The 19,158-nt window shown below is 35.9% G+C and carries 22 protein-coding genes and 1 pseudogene; 14 read left to right on the top strand and 9 right to left on the bottom strand.

Annotation, left to right across the window (positions count from 1 at the left end):
* The first annotated feature begins 35 nt into the window (after positions 1 to 35).
* The 4 genes from JL53_RS11510 (at position 36) to JL53_RS11495 (ending at position 3,124) form a co-directional block, all read left to right on the top strand.
* Entirely contained in the window at positions 36 to 725 is a 690-nt protein-coding gene (locus tag JL53_RS11510) for a response regulator transcription factor (RefSeq protein ID WP_038407687.1), read from the top strand.
* Complete coding sequence (locus JL53_RS11505; RefSeq protein ID WP_003720443.1) at positions 722 to 1,765, top strand: sensor histidine kinase; 1,044 nt, start codon at positions 722 to 724, stop codon at positions 1,763 to 1,765. Before JL53_RS11510 ends, JL53_RS11505 begins: the two co-directional genes overlap by 4 nt.
* Before the next feature lie 119 nt (positions 1,766 to 1,884).
* Positions 1,885 to 2,661, top strand: coding sequence for a DM13 domain-containing protein (locus JL53_RS11500; protein WP_003720442.1), 777 nt, complete (start codon positions 1,885 to 1,887; stop codon positions 2,659 to 2,661).
* A 13-nt stretch (positions 2,662 to 2,674) separates the two neighbouring features.
* The gene (locus tag JL53_RS11495; protein ID WP_003720441.1) at positions 2,675 to 3,124 is read left to right on the top strand and encodes a DoxX family protein; all 450 of its coding nucleotides are present in this window, start codon (positions 2,675 to 2,677) and stop codon (positions 3,122 to 3,124) included.
* A gap of 39 nt (positions 3,125 to 3,163) precedes the next feature.
* Here JL53_RS11495 and JL53_RS11490 read toward each other — a convergent pair whose 3' ends face one another.
* Together JL53_RS11490 and JL53_RS11485 are read right to left on the bottom strand one after the other, a co-directional pair.
* Positions 3,164 to 4,123: an alpha/beta hydrolase gene (locus JL53_RS11490; protein ID WP_003720440.1), complete on the bottom strand. Its 960-nt coding sequence runs from the start codon at positions 4,121 to 4,123 to the stop codon at positions 3,164 to 3,166.
* Positions 4,124 to 4,145: 22 nt separating this feature from the next.
* Positions 4,146 to 6,098, bottom strand: coding sequence for an ABC-F family ATP-binding cassette domain-containing protein (locus JL53_RS11485; RefSeq protein WP_038407686.1), 1,953 nt, complete (start codon positions 6,096 to 6,098; stop codon positions 4,146 to 4,148).
* Between the two features lie 309 nt (positions 6,099 to 6,407).
* Between JL53_RS11485 and JL53_RS11480 the strand changes: the two genes are divergently transcribed.
* The gene (locus JL53_RS11480) at positions 6,408 to 7,055 is read left to right on the top strand and encodes a redox-sensing transcriptional repressor Rex (protein ID WP_003722329.1); all 648 of its coding nucleotides are present in this window, start codon (positions 6,408 to 6,410) and stop codon (positions 7,053 to 7,055) included.
* 34 nt (positions 7,056 to 7,089) lie between these two features.
* On the opposite strand, the gene JL53_RS11475 is transcribed toward JL53_RS11480, so the two are convergent.
* Positions 7,090 to 7,290 carry a DUF4305 domain-containing protein gene (locus tag JL53_RS11475; RefSeq protein WP_038407685.1) on the bottom strand — a complete coding sequence of 67 codons (201 nt, stop codon included), beginning with the start codon at positions 7,288 to 7,290 and terminating at the stop codon, positions 7,090 to 7,092.
* A gap of 1 nt (position 7,291) precedes the next feature.
* Positions 7,292 to 7,978, bottom strand: a complete 687-nt coding sequence (locus JL53_RS11470) for a CPBP family intramembrane glutamic endopeptidase (protein WP_038407684.1) — start codon at positions 7,976 to 7,978, stop codon at positions 7,292 to 7,294.
* 233 nt (positions 7,979 to 8,211) lie between these two features.
* Here JL53_RS11470 and groES point away from each other — a divergent pair, with 233 nt between their 5' ends.
* The 6 genes and pseudogenes from groES to JL53_RS11440 all read left to right on the top strand — a co-directional run bounded on the left by groES (position 8,212) and on the right by JL53_RS11440 (position 13,712).
* Positions 8,212 to 8,496, top strand: coding sequence for a co-chaperone GroES (gene groES, locus JL53_RS11465; RefSeq protein WP_003720434.1), 285 nt, complete (start codon positions 8,212 to 8,214; stop codon positions 8,494 to 8,496).
* A gap of 31 nt (positions 8,497 to 8,527) precedes the next feature.
* Positions 8,528 to 10,156, top strand: a complete 1,629-nt coding sequence (gene groL / locus JL53_RS11460; RefSeq protein WP_038407683.1) for a chaperonin GroEL — start codon at positions 8,528 to 8,530, stop codon at positions 10,154 to 10,156.
* A gap of 361 nt (positions 10,157 to 10,517) precedes the next feature.
* Positions 10,518 to 12,182, top strand: a complete 1,665-nt coding sequence (locus tag JL53_RS11455; RefSeq protein WP_052010603.1) for a leucine-rich repeat domain-containing protein — start codon at positions 10,518 to 10,520, stop codon at positions 12,180 to 12,182.
* Positions 12,183 to 12,312: 130 nt separating this feature from the next.
* Positions 12,313 to 12,548 (top strand): annotated as a pseudogene (locus JL53_RS11450) (linear amide C-N hydrolase); the annotation flags it as partial.
* Between the two features lie 496 nt (positions 12,549 to 13,044).
* Positions 13,045 to 13,254: a hypothetical protein gene (locus JL53_RS11445; protein ID WP_038407681.1), complete on the top strand. Its 210-nt coding sequence runs from the start codon at positions 13,045 to 13,047 to the stop codon at positions 13,252 to 13,254.
* A gap of 44 nt (positions 13,255 to 13,298) precedes the next feature.
* On the top strand, positions 13,299 to 13,712 hold the full coding sequence (locus JL53_RS11440; RefSeq protein ID WP_038407680.1) for a hypothetical protein: 414 nt from the start codon (positions 13,299 to 13,301) through the stop codon (positions 13,710 to 13,712).
* A gap of 17 nt (positions 13,713 to 13,729) precedes the next feature.
* Here the strand turns inward: JL53_RS11440 and mscL are convergent, their stop codons facing one another.
* Both mscL and JL53_RS11430 read right to left on the bottom strand, forming a co-directional pair.
* Positions 13,730 to 14,116, bottom strand: coding sequence for a large conductance mechanosensitive channel protein MscL (gene mscL / locus JL53_RS11435; protein WP_003720427.1), 387 nt, complete (start codon positions 14,114 to 14,116; stop codon positions 13,730 to 13,732).
* Positions 14,117 to 14,177: 61 nt separating this feature from the next.
* Positions 14,178 to 14,369, bottom strand: a complete 192-nt coding sequence (locus JL53_RS11430; protein ID WP_003720426.1) for a hypothetical protein — start codon at positions 14,367 to 14,369, stop codon at positions 14,178 to 14,180.
* Between the two features lie 140 nt (positions 14,370 to 14,509).
* Between JL53_RS11430 and JL53_RS11425 the strand changes: the two genes are divergently transcribed.
* From JL53_RS11425 to JL53_RS11415, 3 genes are read left to right on the top strand one after another with little or no spacing between them, the layout of a single operon-like run.
* Positions 14,510 to 16,138 carry a copper resistance CopC/CopD family protein gene (locus JL53_RS11425; RefSeq protein ID WP_038407679.1) on the top strand — a complete coding sequence of 543 codons (1,629 nt, stop codon included), beginning with the start codon at positions 14,510 to 14,512 and terminating at the stop codon, positions 16,136 to 16,138.
* 12 nt (positions 16,139 to 16,150) lie between these two features.
* Complete coding sequence (locus JL53_RS11420; RefSeq protein ID WP_003720424.1) at positions 16,151 to 16,768, top strand: YcnI family copper-binding membrane protein; 618 nt, start codon at positions 16,151 to 16,153, stop codon at positions 16,766 to 16,768.
* Positions 16,769 to 16,787: 19 nt separating this feature from the next.
* A complete protein-coding gene (locus tag JL53_RS11415; RefSeq protein ID WP_038407678.1) occupies positions 16,788 to 17,429 on the top strand; it encodes an MOSC domain-containing protein in 642 nt (213 codons plus the stop codon).
* A 72-nt stretch (positions 17,430 to 17,501) separates the two neighbouring features.
* Here JL53_RS11415 and JL53_RS11410 read toward each other — a convergent pair whose 3' ends face one another.
* The 3 genes from JL53_RS11410 to msrA are packed head-to-tail and all read right to left on the bottom strand — an operon-like array spanning position 17,502 to position 18,951.
* Positions 17,502 to 17,939: a nuclear transport factor 2 family protein gene (locus tag JL53_RS11410; protein WP_003720422.1), complete on the bottom strand. Its 438-nt coding sequence runs from the start codon at positions 17,937 to 17,939 to the stop codon at positions 17,502 to 17,504.
* 35 nt (positions 17,940 to 17,974) lie between these two features.
* The gene (msrB, locus tag JL53_RS11405) at positions 17,975 to 18,412 is read right to left on the bottom strand and encodes a peptide-methionine (R)-S-oxide reductase MsrB (protein ID WP_003720421.1); all 438 of its coding nucleotides are present in this window, start codon (positions 18,410 to 18,412) and stop codon (positions 17,975 to 17,977) included.
* Positions 18,412 to 18,951 (bottom strand): peptide-methionine (S)-S-oxide reductase MsrA, encoded by a 540-nt coding sequence (gene msrA, locus JL53_RS11400; RefSeq protein ID WP_038407677.1) that lies wholly within the window; start codon positions 18,949 to 18,951, stop codon positions 18,412 to 18,414. The genes msrB and msrA overlap by 1 nt, the downstream gene beginning before the upstream one ends.
* Positions 18,952 to 19,158: the final 207 nt, after the last annotated feature.

The raw sequence follows: 19,158 nt of genomic DNA, 5'->3' as shown, positions 1-19,158 counted from the left end.
AAAATTTTGAACGAAGAATATGAGGTGAAGGGCATATGGATACAATTTTATTAGTAGATGATGAAGAAACAATCGTAGATGTATGTAGGCGCTATTTGGAAAAAGAAGGATTTCGTGTCTTAACTGCAAACAATGGTGAAGTAGCGTTACAGCTTTATAAGTCGGAATATGTAGACTTGTTAGTAGTTGATATTATGATGCCAAAAATGGATGGGCACACATTAGTAATGGAAATCCAAGAATTAGAAAAAGACACACCATTTTTATATTTAAGTGCGCTAACACAGGAAAAAGAGCGGTTGTATGGTCTAACCTTAGGGGCTGATGATTATATGTCAAAACCATTTAGTCCCAGAGAGTTAGTACTGCGAGTGAAGAACATTTTGAGAAGATCAAAGCGAAGTTCTGAGCCAGAAACATTGAAACATGGATCGTTATTTTTAGATAAAAGCAAACGACTTGTGCTTGTAAATCAGGAAGAATTGGAACTAACGATCAAAGAGTTTGATTTGCTTTGGCTTTTAGCTAGCGAAAACAAACGGGTCTTTTCAAAGTCAGAGCTATTAGAACGTGTTTGGGGCTATGAATATGATGGAGATGCTAATACAATCAATGTGCACATCCATCATTTGCGAGAAAAGTTACAAGCAAATGATGAAAAGGTAATATTTATAAAAACGGTATGGGGGTTAGGCTATAAATTTGAAATGGCGGTGGAATCATGAAATTACGCACACTTAATTTATTTTCATATGGCATCGGTGTACTGATAGTTACCATTGTTCTTGGTATTAGTGCGTATAAGATGATTTTTAGAACAGAATTAGTGGTGTTTACCATTTTAATTACACTTGGAGCAAGTATGCTAGCTTTTTTTATAAATTATTTATTGATGCGTCCAGCTTTTCAATCGATTGATACACTAAGTAAAGAAAGCCGTAAAATTGCCAAAGGGGAGTTCTCTGGAAAAGTAAAGGTGCAAGGTCCAGAAGAGACTCGAATGTTAGCGGAAGACTTTAACGAAATGGCTATAAAATTAGATCAGATGTTTCGGCAAATTAAGGATGGCGAAGAAAAACGTACGGAATTAATTGCGAATTTATCACATGATATTAAAACTCCAGTTGCCTCGATACGTTCATTCTCAGAAGCGCTTTTGGATGGAATGATTGTAACCGAAACAGAAAAACAGCAATACTTGCGAACCATTCAACGTGAAACGGTACGCTTAACTGATTTAGTAGATGAATTAATGGATGTAGCAGCAATTGATAAAAAACAGCCTGTTTTAAATCGAAGCCGAATTTGGCTAGATCAATTAATCATTAATGTGTTGGAATCTTTTAATGTTCAGTTGAAACGAGAGCATCGAGATATACATGTAACGATCGATCCTGGTTGCGACCCGCTATATGCTGATCAGCCGTTTGTAACACGAATTTTATGTAATTTAATTGAGAATGCGTTGAAGTTTTCAGATGCTGGAACGACAATTGAACTTAGAATTACTAGTACAGATGAAGCCACGATGTTTTTTGTAAAAGACTATGGACAAGGGATTTCTAGCGAAGATATACCGCGAATTTTTGAACGGCTCTATCGTGTGGAAAAGTCGAGAAACTTAGCACATGGAGGTTCAGGGTTAGGACTTCACATCGCAAAAAATTTGACTGAGCTTCACGGAGGTACATTACAGGTCGAAAGTGAACTTCAAGTTGGAAGTACCTTTATTTTAACTATACCGTTTTGGAATGGAAACGAATAAACAAGTTAAAAACAAATCGAGAAAATTTAAGAAATAACTAAGAAATCCATAAAACTTACCTCACTTTTACTTGCTATGATAAAGAAGTAGAAAAAATAAATGAAGAGGGGTAATTAATTATGAAAGCAAAAGTAGCATTATTTTCCATTGTACTAGGAGCAGCATTAGCTTTAGGGGCTTGTGGAGAGGCTAGTTCATCTAGTAGTGACAGCAAAACCAAAGAAAATAAAGTCACGATGTCTGATAAAAAAGAGATGCTCATGGAAGCAAATCAAAAAGTAGATTTAATGGGAACACTCACTGGAGCAGGAAGTCATAAGGTAAGTGGGAATGTCACAATTAAAGATAATAAATTAATGCTATCAGACTTTGTCACAGATGAAGGTCCTGATCTACATGTCTACCTAGTAAAAGGAAATAATGTAGCAGATGGAGTAGAAGTAAGCAAAGTAGATTTAAAGGCTAAAACCCAAAGCTTTGATGTTTCCGATAAGGACCTTTCAAAATATGACCATGTGTTGATATACTGTGAGAAAGCACATGAAGAATTTGGAGAAGCAACATTGATGGATGCAACAGATGAAAGTGCTATGACGAATAGTATGGTTACGGGAATGTTTTCAGGCGCAGGAAGTCATAAGGTTAGTGGGAATGCAATGATAAAAGATAATAAACTGATGTTCACAGATTTTGTTACAGATGAAGGGCCGGATCTTCATGTATACTTGACTAAAGATGGCGATGTGAAGTCAGGAAAAGAACTAGCTAAAATTGACTTAAATGCTAAGGAACAAACTTTTTCATTAGATAATATCAATACCGCTGATTACGATACGGTTGTAATCTATTGTAAAAAAGCGCACGAAACATTCGGACAAGCAATGTTAAACAGCTAAGGAGTGAGTTTCGATGCAAGTAATTAAACAAGGATATAATCTATTATTTTCTATTATTCGAGTTAGTTTAGGTATTAGTTGGTTTCAAGAAGGTTGGTTCAAAATACAGGCTCATTTTGATATTTCTGGTCTTGTGCCAAGTGTCATTGGAAACACAGATTCACCAGAATGGTACAAAGCCTTTATGGAAAACGTGGTTGCGCCAAACATAGCTTTGTTTAATATTTTAATTCCTTGGGGAGAGCTTCTTGTTGGCCTTGGCTTAATAGTTGGTATATTGACTTTACCAGCGCTCATAGCAGGAATATTTATGGGAATTAATTATTGGTTAGCGGATATGATTTATATTTATCCACTGCAATTGGCTGTCGGTTTTCTGTTAATTCTTTGCATTAAACCTGCAAGATATTTCAGTTTAACGAATTTGTATCTTGTTTTAAGAGCAAGGCAAACGAATAAATGATTAATAAAAAGTAGCGCCCGATTTGCGGACGCTACTTTTTTACATTGTCTTATTTAAAAATTGTCGTACTTTTTCTTCGTAGGTTTCTGGGTCCACTGTGAAGGCTTGACCATGTTCAGCGCCTTTGACAATCCATTTTTCTTTATAACTATTAGTGGCTCCGTAAAGTTCATCTACCATATAGGTTGGAACAAACGCATCTTTATCACCATGGATGTAGAAAATGGGTAGGTCAGTTTTGGAGACAGCTCGGATTGCGCTTGCCTCACTAAAGTAAAAGCCTTCTTTAAATTTGTTAATTAAGCTAGCAGTTGGGATAATTGGAAAGTTTGGTAAATGGAACATTGCTTTTAACTGATAAGAAAGTTCCGCGTCCATAGAGGTATAGCCACAATCCGCGATAATACTTTTGACTTGTTTAGGTAAATTTTCTCCACTAGTCATTAAAACGGTCGAGCTACCCATGGAAACTCCATGTAAAGTAATTTCTTCATCTTCCCCATTTTTATCAATGACCTGATTAATCCACTGGACATAATCTTTTCGTTCCGGCCAGCCAAAGCCAATATTTTTGCCTTCACTTTCCCCATGTGCTCTTGCATCAGGCATTAAAACATTATAGCCAAACTTTTCATGATACATCTTTGCAAGACCAGCCATTTCGACCTTACCACTTTTACCACGATAGCCATGAGCGAGAATAATGGTTGTATTTGATGGCTTATCAGCTTCTAAGTAATTAGCTACTAGCTTCAAATTATCACTGGATTCTTCAGTCCAGCGAACGAGTTTTTGCTTTTGCATCCAAGCTTGGTTTTCTTCGCGATTTTTCTTTGCGAGTTTAGCGGTATCCGTTGTTTGGTCAGTTGTTGGTGTATCATTCATACTGGTATTATCACGGGCTAGTGCGTAGCTATATAAATAAAAACTTGCGCAAATGGTGATAATTAAAAGTAATCCTACTAAAATAGAACCAGAAATAATTAAAATCTTTTTCATTGTTTGCTCCTTTTTATGCAGATTAGATTGATTCTAATTCTTCGCTTATTTCTTCCCACTCTTCCATTAGGTTTTCCACGACTCCTTTTGCAGAATCTAATTTCCCGGTGATTTCAAGTGTTTTCTCATGATCTTGAAAGATTTCCGGTTTGGTTAGTTCAAGTTCAAGCGAGGCGATGGTTGCATCTGTTTCTTCCATAAGTTGCTCGATTTCTTCCAGCTTGCGTTTTCTTTGACGGAGTAATTTTTGTTGTTCCTTTTCTTCTTGATAGTTTCGTTTTCTCGACGAAGAACTGGCAACTACTTCTTCGCCATTTCTTCTTCGGTCTTCGGTATCAAGGCGCGCTAGTTCTTTGATTTCAGCTAATTTTTCTTGATAATAGTCATAATCACCAAGGAAAACAGTTGCTTTTTCTGGAGCAAGTTCGACTACTTTAGAAGCGATACGGTTAATGAAATAACGATCATGCGAAACAAATAAAATCGTTCCTTCAAAATCAATTAAAGCAGCTTCCAAAACTTCCTTACTTTCAATGTCTAAATGGTTGGTCGGTTCATCAAGGATAAGCACATTGGCTTGAAGTAAAGTGAGTTTTGCGAGCGCAAGCCTAGCTTTTTCTCCACCACTAAGCGATTGAACGTTTTTTAAGACATCATCATCGGAAAATAAAAAATTACCTAGTGTTGTGCGGATATTCACTTCATTTAATTCAGGATAATCATCCCAAAGTTCCATTAAAACGGTTTTGTTAGATGTGAGTTTTGCTTGTTCTTGGTCATAGTAACCAATTTTCACGCCAGCACCAAAGTGAAATTCACCACTAAGCGGTGGGATATCACGAATAAGTGTTTTTAGGAGGGTTGATTTACCAATTCCATTTGGACCAACGAGCGCAAGGCTATCTTGACGTTTCATTTCAAATGTAAGGTTAGAGGCGATTCGCTTATCTTTGGCGTAACCAATACTAAGCTCATCCACCATCAACACATCTTTACCGGTCTGTTTCTCAAAATGAAAACCAAAATGAGCGGCTTTCTCATCTCCTTGTGGTCGACCTAGAACATCCATTTTTTCTAATTGTTTTCGTCTGCTTTGTGCTCGTTTTGTTGTGGAGGCACGGACAAGGTTTCTGGCCACGAAATCTTCTAATTTAGCAATTTGTTTTTGCTGCTTATCAAACTCTTTCCACATTTGTTCTAGTTTTGCTTGCTTTTGGCTGACAAAAGAACTGTAATTGCCTTTATAATGATCTATTTTCGTACGACTGATTTCATAGACTTGATTAACTACTTTATCAAGGAAATAACGGTCATGAGATACAATTAAAAGTGAGCCGTGGTAATTTTGCAAATAAGTTTCTAGCCATGATAATGTTTCGATATCTAAGTGGTTGGTAGGTTCATCCAGCACGAGAATATCTTGTTTTGCGAGCAGTAGTTTAGCCAAAGCAAGCCGAGTTTTTTGGCCACCACTTAAAGAAGCAATTTCCACATTATAATCTGTTGGATAAAAACGAAGCCCGTTTAAAACGGAGCGAATTTCTGCTTCGTAAGTGTAGCCACCGATTTCTTTAAAAGTGTGTTGCAAGGTATCGTAATCTGTCATCAGTGCTTGATAGTTCTCAGGGTGGCTATAAAGTTCCGGTTCCCCGAGACGCATTTCCATCTTACGTAAGTCTGCTTCCATTTTTCGAAGCGAGTCAAAAACACTTAACATTTCTTCCCAAATAGTTTTAGTGGATTCTAGTCCGGTGTTTTGAGCTAAATAGCCAATTTCCACACTTTTTGGTTTGGAAATCATCCCGCCATCGTAGCTCATTTTTCCGGCGATGATTTTGAGTAGCGTTGATTTTCCGGCACCGTTTCGACCGACTAATGCAATCCGGTCACCCGTTTTTACTTCTAATTTAATATTATCTAAAATAACTTCTGCACCGAAGAATTTAGAAATTTGCTGAACTTGTAATAAAATCATATTCTCTCTCCTCGAATGTTCTCTTTACTAGTTTATCTTAAAACCCAAGTAATCGCAATGGAACAAGCGGTTTTTCACTTATTCGTCAGTTTGTGAAATCGCTAGCATTATTTGTGATTTTAGCGTAGAATAGAAAAGTAGGATAAGACTAGATATTTTGCAGGCACAAACTTTGCTTCATAGTTGTGAGCAAAAAGTTTGTGCAATCCTTGTGAAATGTTTATAGTATATAAGCAAGCATGTGAAAGGAAGTACAGTTCACAAACGCTTCAACTTCAGAAAAAATTTTAAGAAGAAGGGACAGAAGGCATGATGGAGGAAACAACTAAAATTCCACAAGCGACAGCAAAACGCTTACCATTATATCATCGTTACTTGAAATACCTTGATGAGTCAGGTAAGGAACGAGTATCATCAGCAGAACTGAGTGAAGCTGTGAAAGTTGATTCAGCGACGATTCGACGTGATTTTTCATATTTTGGCGCATTAGGTAAGAAAGGATACGGGTATAACGTTTCATACATACTCGACTTTTTTAGCAAAACACTTAGTCAAGACAAACAGACAAATGTTGCACTAATTGGTGTTGGTAACCTTGGTACAGCATTATTACATTATAATTTCATGAAAAATAATAATATCAAAATCGTTGCTGCATTTGATGTAGATCCGGCGAAAGTAGGTAGTGTTCAACAAGATATTCCAATTTATCACTTAAATGATATGGAAGAAATTGTTCGTGAAAATGGTGTGGAAGTAGTTATTTTAACAGTTCCAGCTGACGAGGCACAAGTGACTGTGGACCGTTTAATCGAAGCTGATGTAAAAGGTATTTTAAACTTTACGCCAGCTCGTATCAGCGTTCCAAAACAAGTTCGTGTACATCACATTGATCTTACAACAGAATTACAAACATTAATTTATTTCTTAGAAAACTATCCGGCGAAAACCGAATAAAAAAATCTGTAGAAGGTAAGCAAAAACTTGCTTTCTACAGATTTTTTTTGTGCCGCCTTTTAAGCCCAACAATAATCATTCCAATACCGATACCAAAATCAATTATAGTTACAACAATTAGTATATAAGCCATAATATCATAGCCATTTTCTATCACCCGATCGATCGTAAAAAAACAAAATACTAAACCGAGTGTAAAATAAAGGAAACTTTGCTTAATTAATGAATTTTTCATCTCATCCTCCAATAAACCCTAAACTTACTAATAAAACAATCGTGTTCATTAAAATATGGGCTCCCATCGAAACCGAAATTCGTTTGGTTTTAGTATAAAGGAAACAAAGTATCAGCCCAATAACAAAATAAGTTAGTAAAAAGGAAATATCCCCATGAAGTAGTCCGAAGAATAGCGAACTAATAACCGCAGCGACATGAATATTCATCACATTGCTTAAACCACCAAAAATCACTTTCCTAAAAACAAGTTCTTCTAAAACAGGCCCCAAAATAGAAATAAATAATAAGAAAACTGGTGCTGCTTTTGTTAAATTAATAAGACGTTCTGTATTAACAGATTCATCGATATTTCCGGAAATTAGGGAAATAATAATACTGCAAATGATTTGGGCAATGTATAAGGCAATTACACCACCAATAACCCAAATAACACTTTGAAATGGAGACGTTTTTTCTCCAAGAATGATTTTATTTCCCTCAGGCTTTTTATAAAGGAGAGCAAAAATAATGATAAGTGAAAGGATATTGGAAAAAATCGACCAAATAATCATACTATAGGCATTTGCATCCGCGCTAGAAATGGAAGTGGTGCTCATAAAAATATGATAAACAATCGGAATTCCAACTGATGCAGAAAAAAGTAATAACAAATAAACAAAAACAATCGTCATGTAACGTTTAGCCAAAAAACGCATCTCCTCTATATAAATCAAATTCAGCTAAAAGTGTTTAAAATAAACAGAAATAACTCTTCTTATTGTACAAGTTATCTAACCTTAGCGCAAATTAGAATTCTCTCATTTTTGAACGTTTATACTTGCATTTTTTGTCAGGTTTGGTATCATAATAACTGTATTAGCACTCTAACATGTCGAGTGCTAAAATGAAAGTTCAACTATATCAGAGGAGGTCATTTACATTGTTAAAACCATTAGGAGATCGTGTTGTAATTGAGGTACTGGAAGCAGAGGAAAAAACAGCAAGTGGTATTGTATTACCAGACTCTGCGAAAGAAAAGCCACAATCAGGTAAAATTATTGCTGTTGGTTCAGGTCGCGTCCTTGAAAACGGAACAAAAGAACCACTCGAAGTAGTCGAAGGTGACACAGTTATTTTTGCAAAATACTCTGGAACTGAAGTGACATATGAAGGCACGGACTACTTGATTTTACGTGAAAGTGACATTTTAGCTATTACCAAATAATGAAATTTAAATAATCGGAGGGAAATATAAAATGGCAAAAGATATTAAATTTAGTGAAGATGCTCGTCGCGCCATGTTACGTGGTGTGGACCAATTAGCAAACGCAGTAAAAGTAACGCTTGGCCCAAAAGGTCGTAATGTTGTTTTAGAGAAGAAATTTGGTTCTCCATTAATTACTAATGATGGTGTAACTATTGCAAAAGAAATTGAATTAGAAGACCCATTTGAAAACATGGGAGCAAAACTTGTATCAGAAGTTGCTTCTAAAACAAATGACGTTGCTGGAGACGGAACTACAACAGCTACCGTTTTAGCACAAGCAATGATTCAAGAAGGCTTGAAAAACGTTACAGCTGGAGCAAACCCAGTAGGTGTTCGTCGCGGTATCGAAAAAGCCGTAGCAACCGCTATTGACGAACTAAAAGCAATCTCTAAACCAATCGAAGGTAAAGAATCGATTGCCCAAGTTGCGGCAATTTCTTCTGGTGATGAAGAAGTTGGTAAATTAATCGCTGAAGCAATGGAACGTGTTGGTAACGATGGTGTTATCACTATTGAAGAATCCAAAGGTTTTGCAACGGAATTAGATGTAGTAGAAGGTATGCAATTTGATCGTGGCTACACTAGTCCTTACATGGTAACTGATTCTGACAAAATGGAAGCAGTACTTGAAAAACCTTATATTTTAATTACAGATAAAAAAATCAACAATATTCAAGAAATCTTGCCAGTTTTAGAACAAGTAGTACAACAAGGTCGCCCAATGTTAATTATTGCTGAAGACGTGGAAGGCGAAGCACAAGCAACACTTGTTCTTAACAAACTACGTGGCACATTTAACGTGGTAGCAGTAAAAGCACCTGGTTTCGGCGATCGTCGTAAAGCAATGCTGGAAGATGTAGCTATTTTAACTGGTGGACAAGTAATCACGGAAGATTTAGGTCTAGAACTTAAAACAGCTTCCATTGAGCAACTTGGAACTGCTAACAAAGTAGTCGTAACAAAAGACGATACAACTATTGTAGAAGGAGCAGGCGATTCCACTCAAATTAGCGCTCGCGTAAACCAAATCCGTGCGCAAATGGAAGAAACTACTTCTGAATTCGATAAAGAAAAATTACAAGAACGTTTAGCAAAACTTGCAGGTGGAGTAGCGGTTGTTAAAGTCGGTGCTGCAACTGAAACCGAACTAAAAGAACGTAAATTACGTATTGAAGATGCTCTTAACTCCACTCGTGCAGCTGTAGAAGAAGGTATCGTAGCTGGTGGTGGTACAGCACTTGTAAACATTTACAACAAAGTAGCTGAACTAGAAGCAGAAGGAGACGTAGAAACAGGTATTAACATTGTTCTTCGTTCCTTAGAAGAACCAGTTCGTCAAATCGCACATAATGCTGGACTGGAGGGTTCCGTTATCGTGGAACGCTTGAAACATGAAGCAGTTGGCATTGGTTTCAACGCAGCAAACGGCGAATGGGTAAACATGATTGAAGCCGGTATCGTGGATCCAACAAAAGTAACTCGTTCCGCATTACAAAATGCTTCATCTGTTGCTGCACTTCTATTAACTACCGAAGCAGTCGTAGCAGATCAACCAAGCGAAAATGGCCCAGCAGCCGTTCCTGATATGGGAATGGGCGGCATGGGCGGTATGATGTAATATTGCTATAGAAATGACTATAATTAACTGATTGATGAGGTTTTTGAGAGACAAGTTTAAGTTCTGTCTCACTTTTGCCCCACTTTTGTAAAGTTTGTGTTTAAATAAGAGGGCTTTGAAAATTTCTTGTATCTTTTCAGAGCCCTCTTTTTATATTATTAGGAAGATGGTTTTTCTTTTGTTATTCTCGTACAGTTATTTCCAACTTATTTTGGTATAAACTTCTATTTCTCAAAGTAAATGGAAATTTGAGATAAAGGTTTTAAAAAATAACAAGGTATTGGATGATTACAAGGGTAAGTATAGAGATGATACATAAAGCTTCCCTTTCCTTACTTGAATATTGTAAAGAGGAGTGTAGATGGTGAAAAAATTTTTTTTGTTAAAAAGTATGGTAGTTGCGCTAATCGTTATCAGTGGAATATGGATTAGTTCAAGCCAAGGGATGAAGGTAAAAGCTGCAAATATTTCGAAAGGTGAAGCTATTAATAAGATTTTTCCAAATGCTAATTTAGCAGAAGAGATAAAAAAAGATCTTGGGAAAACAAGTGTAACAGATGTAGTTACACAAAACGAACTGGACACGATTACTTCAATAGGTGGCTCAGGAATAGATACGATTGAAGGAATGCAATATTTGAACAATCTTACATTTATAGCTTTTAATAAGGATAATATAAGTGATCTTAGCCCGTTAGCGGGATTGACTAAAATGAAACACATAACGTTAGGATACAATAAGATAAAAGACATTAGTGCATTGGCGAATATGAAGGACTTAGAATATTTGAGTATACCGGGGAATCAGGTTAGTGATCTTAGCCCACTTTCGAATTTGACTAAGCTAAATCATATAGAACTTGAGAAAAACGAAATAAGTGACATAAGTGTATTAGCTAACTTAACAAATATAGACTATCTCACTTTGGCTAGCAATAAGATTAGCGATATAAGTGCAGTAGGTAATTTAACGAAGCTCACATACTTCGCTGCGAAAAAAAATAAGATAAAAGATATTAGCGCACTTTCCAATTTAACTAAATTAAGACTTTTAGATGTATCTAAAAACCAGATTAGTGATGTAAGTGCCTTATCTAAATTGAAGCAAATAACTATTTTAAATATAGCTCACAATCAAATAAGTGATATAAGCCCGCTAGTAACAATGGATAAAATTCAAAGCCTCGTTATATCTAACAACCAAATAACCGATGCCAGCCAACTTGCAAGTTTACCACAACTCGGTTGGTTAGTTATGTCTAATAATCGAATAACAGATATAAGCGCATTTGCTGGGAAAAATCAATTAATAAATTTAGAAGCACTGAATCAAACGTATACTAATAAACCAATAGATTATCAAACAGATATAACCCTCCCCAATATAGTAAAAGGTATCACAGGAGACTTGATTAAGCCAGCAAGAATTAGTAATAATGGTAAATATATTAGTCCGGATGTATCTTGGAACTTATCCAAATTTGTAAAAGAAGTTAATTACACATTCAATAGGATTGAAACAGTTGGAAGCACAGATATCCAATATAGCGGGACAATCAAACAGCCGATAGCTCCAGTATATTATACAGTTCATTACTTTGCGGATGGAAGAGAAACGACCGAAAAAGTACCAATAGATTCCCTATTAACAGAACCAAAATCACCAACAAAAGAAGGATATACCTTTAAAGGCTGGTACGAAGCAAGAACAGGTGGAAAGAAATGGGACTTTAAAAAAGATGTAATGCCTGCAAATGATTTAAACTTATATGCGCAATTCAGTAAAAAAGCTAGTAGCGTTGGTAGTGGGGAAACGAACGGAAATAATAGTAACAATGGAAATAATAGCAAAGCATCGGGTGAAAAAGTAACGCTTGCTGCAACCAATACGAACACTCCTAATAGTATGCTTCCGACAACAGGAGATTGCGACAATACCATATATACTTTGTTAGGACTATTCTTAATAGGAACTGTATTTATATTCTTTAAAAAGAGTTGTGCCGAGAAAGGGGAGGAGAACTGAATAAAATTTTCTGGTTAAAGAGTATCATTGCAGTAGTACTTATAATCGGTAATCTATTTGGATGAACGCAATTCATGAAACTAAAGCAGAACTCGTCAATATTACTCTGCCTATACTGAGTAATCCAATTTTCTATATTTTAGAATCTGTTGAACAACAAAAGGGCCTTTGTGACGTTGGCAGAGAAGAAGATGAACATACGATTTGTTCATCTAGTTGTAATATGGATAAAGGCGTTTATTATTATGAAACGTGTGGGAATAGTCAATTTACTGGCATAGATATGTACCAAGAAGATTTGGAAAGTGAGAACTGGTTATTTATCCGCTCAATAATAGCCAGCAAGTGAATTGGGTCAATAAATAACGGTTTTGTTAGCAGATGCACTACAAGTGGAAATAAATGTATTCTTTCATCATATAGAAAAACTGAAATGGTTGTAAAGGAAAAGAAGAGCTAAACTACTGATTATTTGTGGATAAAAAATGCTATCAGAAATGCCAATGACTGTCAAAGTTATTGGTATTTTGTTATTTCTATAGAGGAAATGCGAAAGAATCATCGCTTTATTTATGGATGACTTATTATTATGTATATTTAAAACCAAAAATGATGTTGCATTTGTTCCTAAATGAGTGAAATCCAGTATTAGCACCAAAAATGAGATCCCAATGGAAAACAATGAAAAGAAAGTAGCGGTTTTAAGTGAATTGATAATCTGTAATAATGGGGCATTTGCTTGTCATAGGTTTTTCCATAACAAAAACCAATTCTTGTCACGTCCCCAACAACTTTGGGACCAAAAACGTATAAGTAACTCTTGTTTCCTTGTTATAATAAAATAAAAGGAGATGCGCTTGTTATGAGGGAAAATTCCATTATTGGTCGAATTATTGCGTTTTCGGCAATTTGCTTTGCGTTTTTTAATCCTAAGACGGTAACTTACTGGCTGGGAGTACGTGCAAATTCAGGTCCAGCTTGGTATCTTACAACAGTTATTGCATGTGGTATTGCGGTGTATGTACTCATCGATTTAGTGAAAAAAATAAAACGAAGAAAAACAGCAGAATAATCTATTTCATGGTATACTACTAAAAAAACGACTAGGAGCAAACCATGAACTGGACACGCATAAGTAGTATTATAATCGTTGGTTTTACAGCAATTGGAGCAATTTATGGTGGGTTATCATTTATTTTTACACCAAGTGGAGATTTATTATCCCTTTCAACAGGGTTACTCGAAGGTTCCCCATTTGTAGATTATTTAATACCAGGAATATTTTTATTTGTATTTGTAGGTTTATTCCATTTAGCTGCAATTATTTACTTACTAAAAAAATTACCACGAACGAAAGAAGTCATGTTTGCAGCGGCGATTGTGCTTGCTGTTTGGATGATTGTGCAATTATTTATTATCGGCTATGTATTTATTTTACAACCAATCTTTTTAGCTATCGCAATAGTAGAGATGATTTTGGCCGTGCAAATGAAAAAACAACAGAAAAAAGAATCCACATCTGAAATTTAGATGTGGATTCTTTTTGACTATTTCTGTTGCTCTTTTAATAAATCGCGAATTTCTTTTAAGTATTCCTCGGTTGGAGGTACTGGTGTTTCTTCCGCAGGTTGTTCTTTTTTCTTAATAAAGCTAGTAAGTATTTTGACGAAAAGGAAGATTGCAAAAGCGATAATAATAAAGTCGACGATGGATTGAATGAAAGCACCATACTGGATGACTGATTTACCAACTTTAATACTTAAGTCACTGAAATCAAGTCCCCCAAGTAAAACACCGACAACCGGCATGATAATATTGTCCACTAAAGATGTTACGATTTTTCCAAATGCAGCCCCAATGACGACAGCTACAGCCAAATCAAGCACGTTCCCTTTTAAAGCGAAATCTCTAAATTCTACTAACATTTTTTTCATAAAATTCACCTCCCATTTACTTAGTATAAAACATCTAAGGTTGATGTGAAAGTAAGTGAACTTATTTCAAGATTAAACTTCCTATGTAAAGAGTTGGAGCCATTAGTGCATAGCCAATCAAAATAAACGTGATTACTCGAAACCAAAAAGAATCAAGAATAGCTGGTTTCCATTTAGCTAATAGGGCTTGTAGCGCCATCGTGATAATCGTAACAAAAGCAAACATAAAAAATAATTCCACATAACGTAGCAAGTTAAAAACCTCCTTTTCTTTTACTATGACACAAATAGTACTTCATTTGCAATTAGCAATGAGCCAATTATTTCCATTCAAATCGTGCACGTGATAAGTTAAAAAGAGTAAAAGCGCACGTTATCACAAAGGAGTCGTAAATGAAATTTCTAAAAAAGGGTATTTTTCTTTTCATTCTTATTTACATACTGAGTGTGCCTACCGAGCTTGTATCGGCACATGCTTATTTGGAAAACGCGAATCCAGCTGATCAATCCCATATCCAAACGGCACCAGAAAAAGTAACGCTTGTTTTTAATGAAGAAATTGAAGCGGACTTTCCCTTAATAGAAGTAAAAAATTCTAAAGGCGAGCAGGTGAAAACTGGTAAGACTACCGTTTCTAAACAGAATAATCATATTGTTGAAAGTGCTTTGCCAAATGACTTAAAGCCAGATGTATACGCTGTTTCTTGGCGGGTTGTTTCAGCAGATGGTCACGCAGTTTCAGGCGTTATTTCTTTTAAATTAGGAGATACAAAAGCTAGTTTTCAGGAAACGGCAGCTCCTGTTAGCGGTACTGACTTGCCAATTAGTTCTATTCAAAAAGCATTGCTATACATAGGGTTTTCTTTGTTTATTGGGATGCTTGTTTTTGGCTTCGGCCTATACCCGAGAAATGAACCAATGACTAAGGAAATAGTGCAGCGCCTAAAAAAGCTAACAATAGTAGCGCTTATTCTACTTGGATTAGCCATTATCCTGCAAGTTTTTGTCCAAACAAGTATTACAACTGGCGTATCAATTACAGCAAGTGCTCAGCCCGCAAATCTATTCTCGTTTTTAACAGAAACAAAAACCGGTTATATTTGGATTAGCGAATTTATCGTCTGGACTATGCTCTTTCTATTTACGCTAATAATGTTTGCCAAAGAAAAACAGTGGAGCTGGTTGGCGCTTGTGACAGAGAGTGTTTTAGTAGCGTATCTTATCTTCACAAAAGCACAAAATGGGCACGCAGCTGCTAGTGCCGATAAGCTGATAAGTATTACAGCGGATATCTTGCATATGGTTGCCGCGAGTGTTTGGGTTGGAGGCATCATCGTTTTATTATTCGTACTTCCACGCACTAAAAAAGCCAAGCAAGTTTGGAGTAGGTTCGCAGTAATTGCAACCATCGCAGTCGTTTCCATTTTGGCAAGTGGTTTGCTGATGGCTGTTATGAATCTCGGGCAAATGAAAAGTTTATTTACAACTAACTATGGCAAATTACTTCTTTTCAAAATAGGTTTATTCTTATTGATGGCCTTACTCGGTTTGGCGCATTATATTTATTTAAAACTCAAAAAAGAAAAACTTCCTTTTAAAACCATTATGCTAGAGCTTGTGATTGGAACGGTCATTTTGATTGTGGCAAGTGCTTTAACAAATTTGCAAACGCCACCTCCAGCTGCACCGAAAACCTATGATGAGACGATAACCGCACAAGAGGAAAAAGCAAAAATTAATTTAAAAATCGCACCAGCCACTGTGGGACAAAACCAATTCATTATTACTTTCCTTACAGAGAGCGGTGCAGTAAAAACAGACTTACAACAAGTGACAATAACTACTAAATCAACAAAAACGGATGAAAAAGCTACTTTTCAGGCAAAACTTGCGAGTGAGAACCAATATTTTGCAGAAGGTCTTTATATTAATCAAACTGGAAAATGGGAAGTAGCGGTCCACGGCTTAACGAAAGACTTTGCTAATATCGACCAAACGTTTCATATTAATATTAAACAGTAAAGGGGAAAAGTAATGAAAAAAATCATCTGTTCATTTATTATTTTGTTAGCTGTTTTTTTCGTACCATTTCAAGCAAGTGCACATATTTCCGTATTACCAAACGAATCCACTGTAGAGGCATGGGAAACTTACACGATGAAAGTTCCTTCTGAAAAAGCTGTTGCTTCTAAAAAAATCGTTCTAAAAATACCGAAAGATACTTCTTTTGAATCATATGAAGTTGTCCCAGGATGGAAAACAACGATTGATAAGAAAAATAATACAGTTACGTGGCAAACAGAAGGGGATGGAATCGAACAAGGACAATTCCAGCGTTTCAGTTTTATTGCTAAAAATCCAAGTGAAACAGGAGATATCGCCTGGAACGCCTATCAATACTATGAAGATGGTTCGATTGTCGAATGGGTTGGCGCAGAAGATTCTGAAACCCCTCATGCAACAACGAAAATAATCAAAGAATCTATGAAAAACTCTGCTGGATCTCACGGAGAAGTAATCGCTGGCGCTGAAAATACATCTAGTGATAGTAGTGCAACAAATGATGATACAATTCTACTATGGACAGCACTTGCAATTAGTGTTCTTGCATTAATCACCGGTATTTTCGCTATTATAAATCGAAAAAAATAACATCAAAGGAGTTTAACAGATGGAGCGAAAAATAGTACATTTAGCAGTTGGAAAGCCAAAAGAATTAACTTTAGAAAATGACAAGCAAATGATGACAGGAATTGAAAAAAAGTCTGTTGATATGGCCTATTTAACAATGACTGGTTTTGAAAATGATGCCCCTCATAATTTAAAATATCACGGGGGAATAGATAGGACTGTATGTATTTATCCAGTGGAGCATTATCAAAAGTGGGAAAAAATGTTTGGCGAGAAATTGCAAATGAGTGCTTTTGGTGAAAACTTGATGGTGACCAATATGTTGGAAGAAGAAATCCAAATTGGCGATAAGTTCCAAATTGGTGAAGTAGTTATTCAAGTTACAGAAGCAAGGAATCCATGTAGTACAATCGAAAAATTCAATGCCATCCCTAATCTTTATAAAGCGATTCGCGAAACTGGATTTACTGGCTACTTATGTCGAACGATTACACCCGGACAAATAAAACAACAGGATAAAATAAAACAAATTCACCAAGAAAACCACGGAGTCACAGTTGCTTTTTGCCATGATAAAGTGTTGCATAAGCACGGTACAAAAAAGGATTTCTTACAAATTCTATCGGTAGAAGCCTTATCTAATCGTTACCGTGAGCAAGTAGATAAATTACTTAAAAAATAAAGAATAAATGAGCCAAGTCTTTCATAAGAAAGACTTGGCTCATTTATTCCTTAATATTCGATAATCAAACAGTCATTTTACTTGATTTTCAATAGTTGTTGGAGTCAAACCAGAATCATTTATTTGCCGAATTTCATACACCTTTCCAGCATCATTAAATTCAAAAAACTCTACGGACCCATAACTGAATTTTTTTCCAGTTTTACTTGCTTTGTTTCCATTAGGGAATGTTATATCCCCAGTTAGTGTACCTGACAACGTATATCGACTCACTGCTACATGATCGTCAGCATAAATCTCCTGATCCTCTATGTGGACATCTTCTGAAAATGAAGTAATTCCTTGAAGCGCAACGATAAAATTATCTGCTCCTTCAATGACTTCTCCGTTTTTATAAAATTTAATATCCTGAGTAATTAAGTCATACTGTTTTTCAAAATCTCTATTGTTTAAATTGGTGTGAAAAAGGTGCGGTATGGCTCTTTTTTCTTCTATTGATAAATTTTTCATTTTAGTCGCTCCTCGAAAACAATTACATATCTTTATTATGCAAATAAATGTTGGTACTCACCATAGCCCTCTTTTTCTAAATCCGCTACTGGGACAAAACGTAAGGCAGCTGAATTGATGCAATAACGCATACCACCGCTTTCTTTTGGTCCGTCCGCGAATACATGTCCTAAATGGGAATCAGCTTCCACAGAGCGGACTTCTGTTCGTCTCATGCCGTGACTAGAATCAAACTCTTCATGGATTTCTTCTTCATCAATCGATTTAGTAAAACTTGGCCAGCCACAATCGGAATCATACTGATCTTTGGAAGAGAAAAGTGGTTTCCCTGATACAATATCTACATAAATACCATCTTCAAAATGATTATAAAATTCATTTTCAAATGGGCGTTCCGTTCCGTTTTCTTGTGTTACTTTATACTGTATATCCGATAATTCTTCTAAACGTGCTTGTTTTTTCAATGGGTTCATTATTTTGATTCCCCCCAGTTAGATTCTATAAAATGACTACGACCTGATCCTGCACGATATCCTTCATAATGTAGCTTGTTTTTCTTGTAAAAGTCTTGATGATATTCTTCAGCAGGGTAAAACGGCTCTGCAGGTAAAATTTCTGTAACAATAGGTTGTTTAAAACGACCGCTATTAGCTAACCTTTTTTTGGATTTTTCTGCAACTTCTTTTTGTTCCTCATTATGATAAAAAATTACTGGTCGATAGGAGTCTCCTCTGTCAGCGAATTGTCCGGAGGCATCTGTCGGATCTGTTTGTTGCCAGTAAATTTCCACCAATTTTTCATAAGGAAATATAGCAGGATCAAATGTGATTTGTACTGCTTCGGTGTGACCTGTTTTTCCGCCGCATACTTCTTGGTAGGTAGGATTAGTTGTATGTCCACCAGTATAGCCGGAAACTACTTCTTCAATACCAGGTAAAGTGTCAAAGGGTTTAACCATACACCAAAAACAACCCCCTGCAAAAGTAGCTTGTTCTAATCGTTCATTAGTCAACTTAACCACCTCTTCCTTCTTTGTATGGATTGGTAACTCCAATATTAATTATACCAAAATAACGCTTTCATCAAGTGACAATCTAATGAATTTTATTTTAAAAAAAGTTTGAAATGTGTTTAAATTACACGTTTTTTGTTTTAGTTGGCTAAATAAAATAAAGATGACTGGTGTCTGAGACTGAGAGAAGTGCGTTTTGGCAAATTA

It is taken from the genome of Listeria ivanovii subsp. londoniensis, from assembly GCF_000763495.1.
Lineage (GTDB): Bacteria > Bacillota > Bacilli > Lactobacillales > Listeriaceae > Listeria > Listeria londoniensis.
This window is presented reverse-complemented; position numbering and strand designations above follow the sequence as displayed.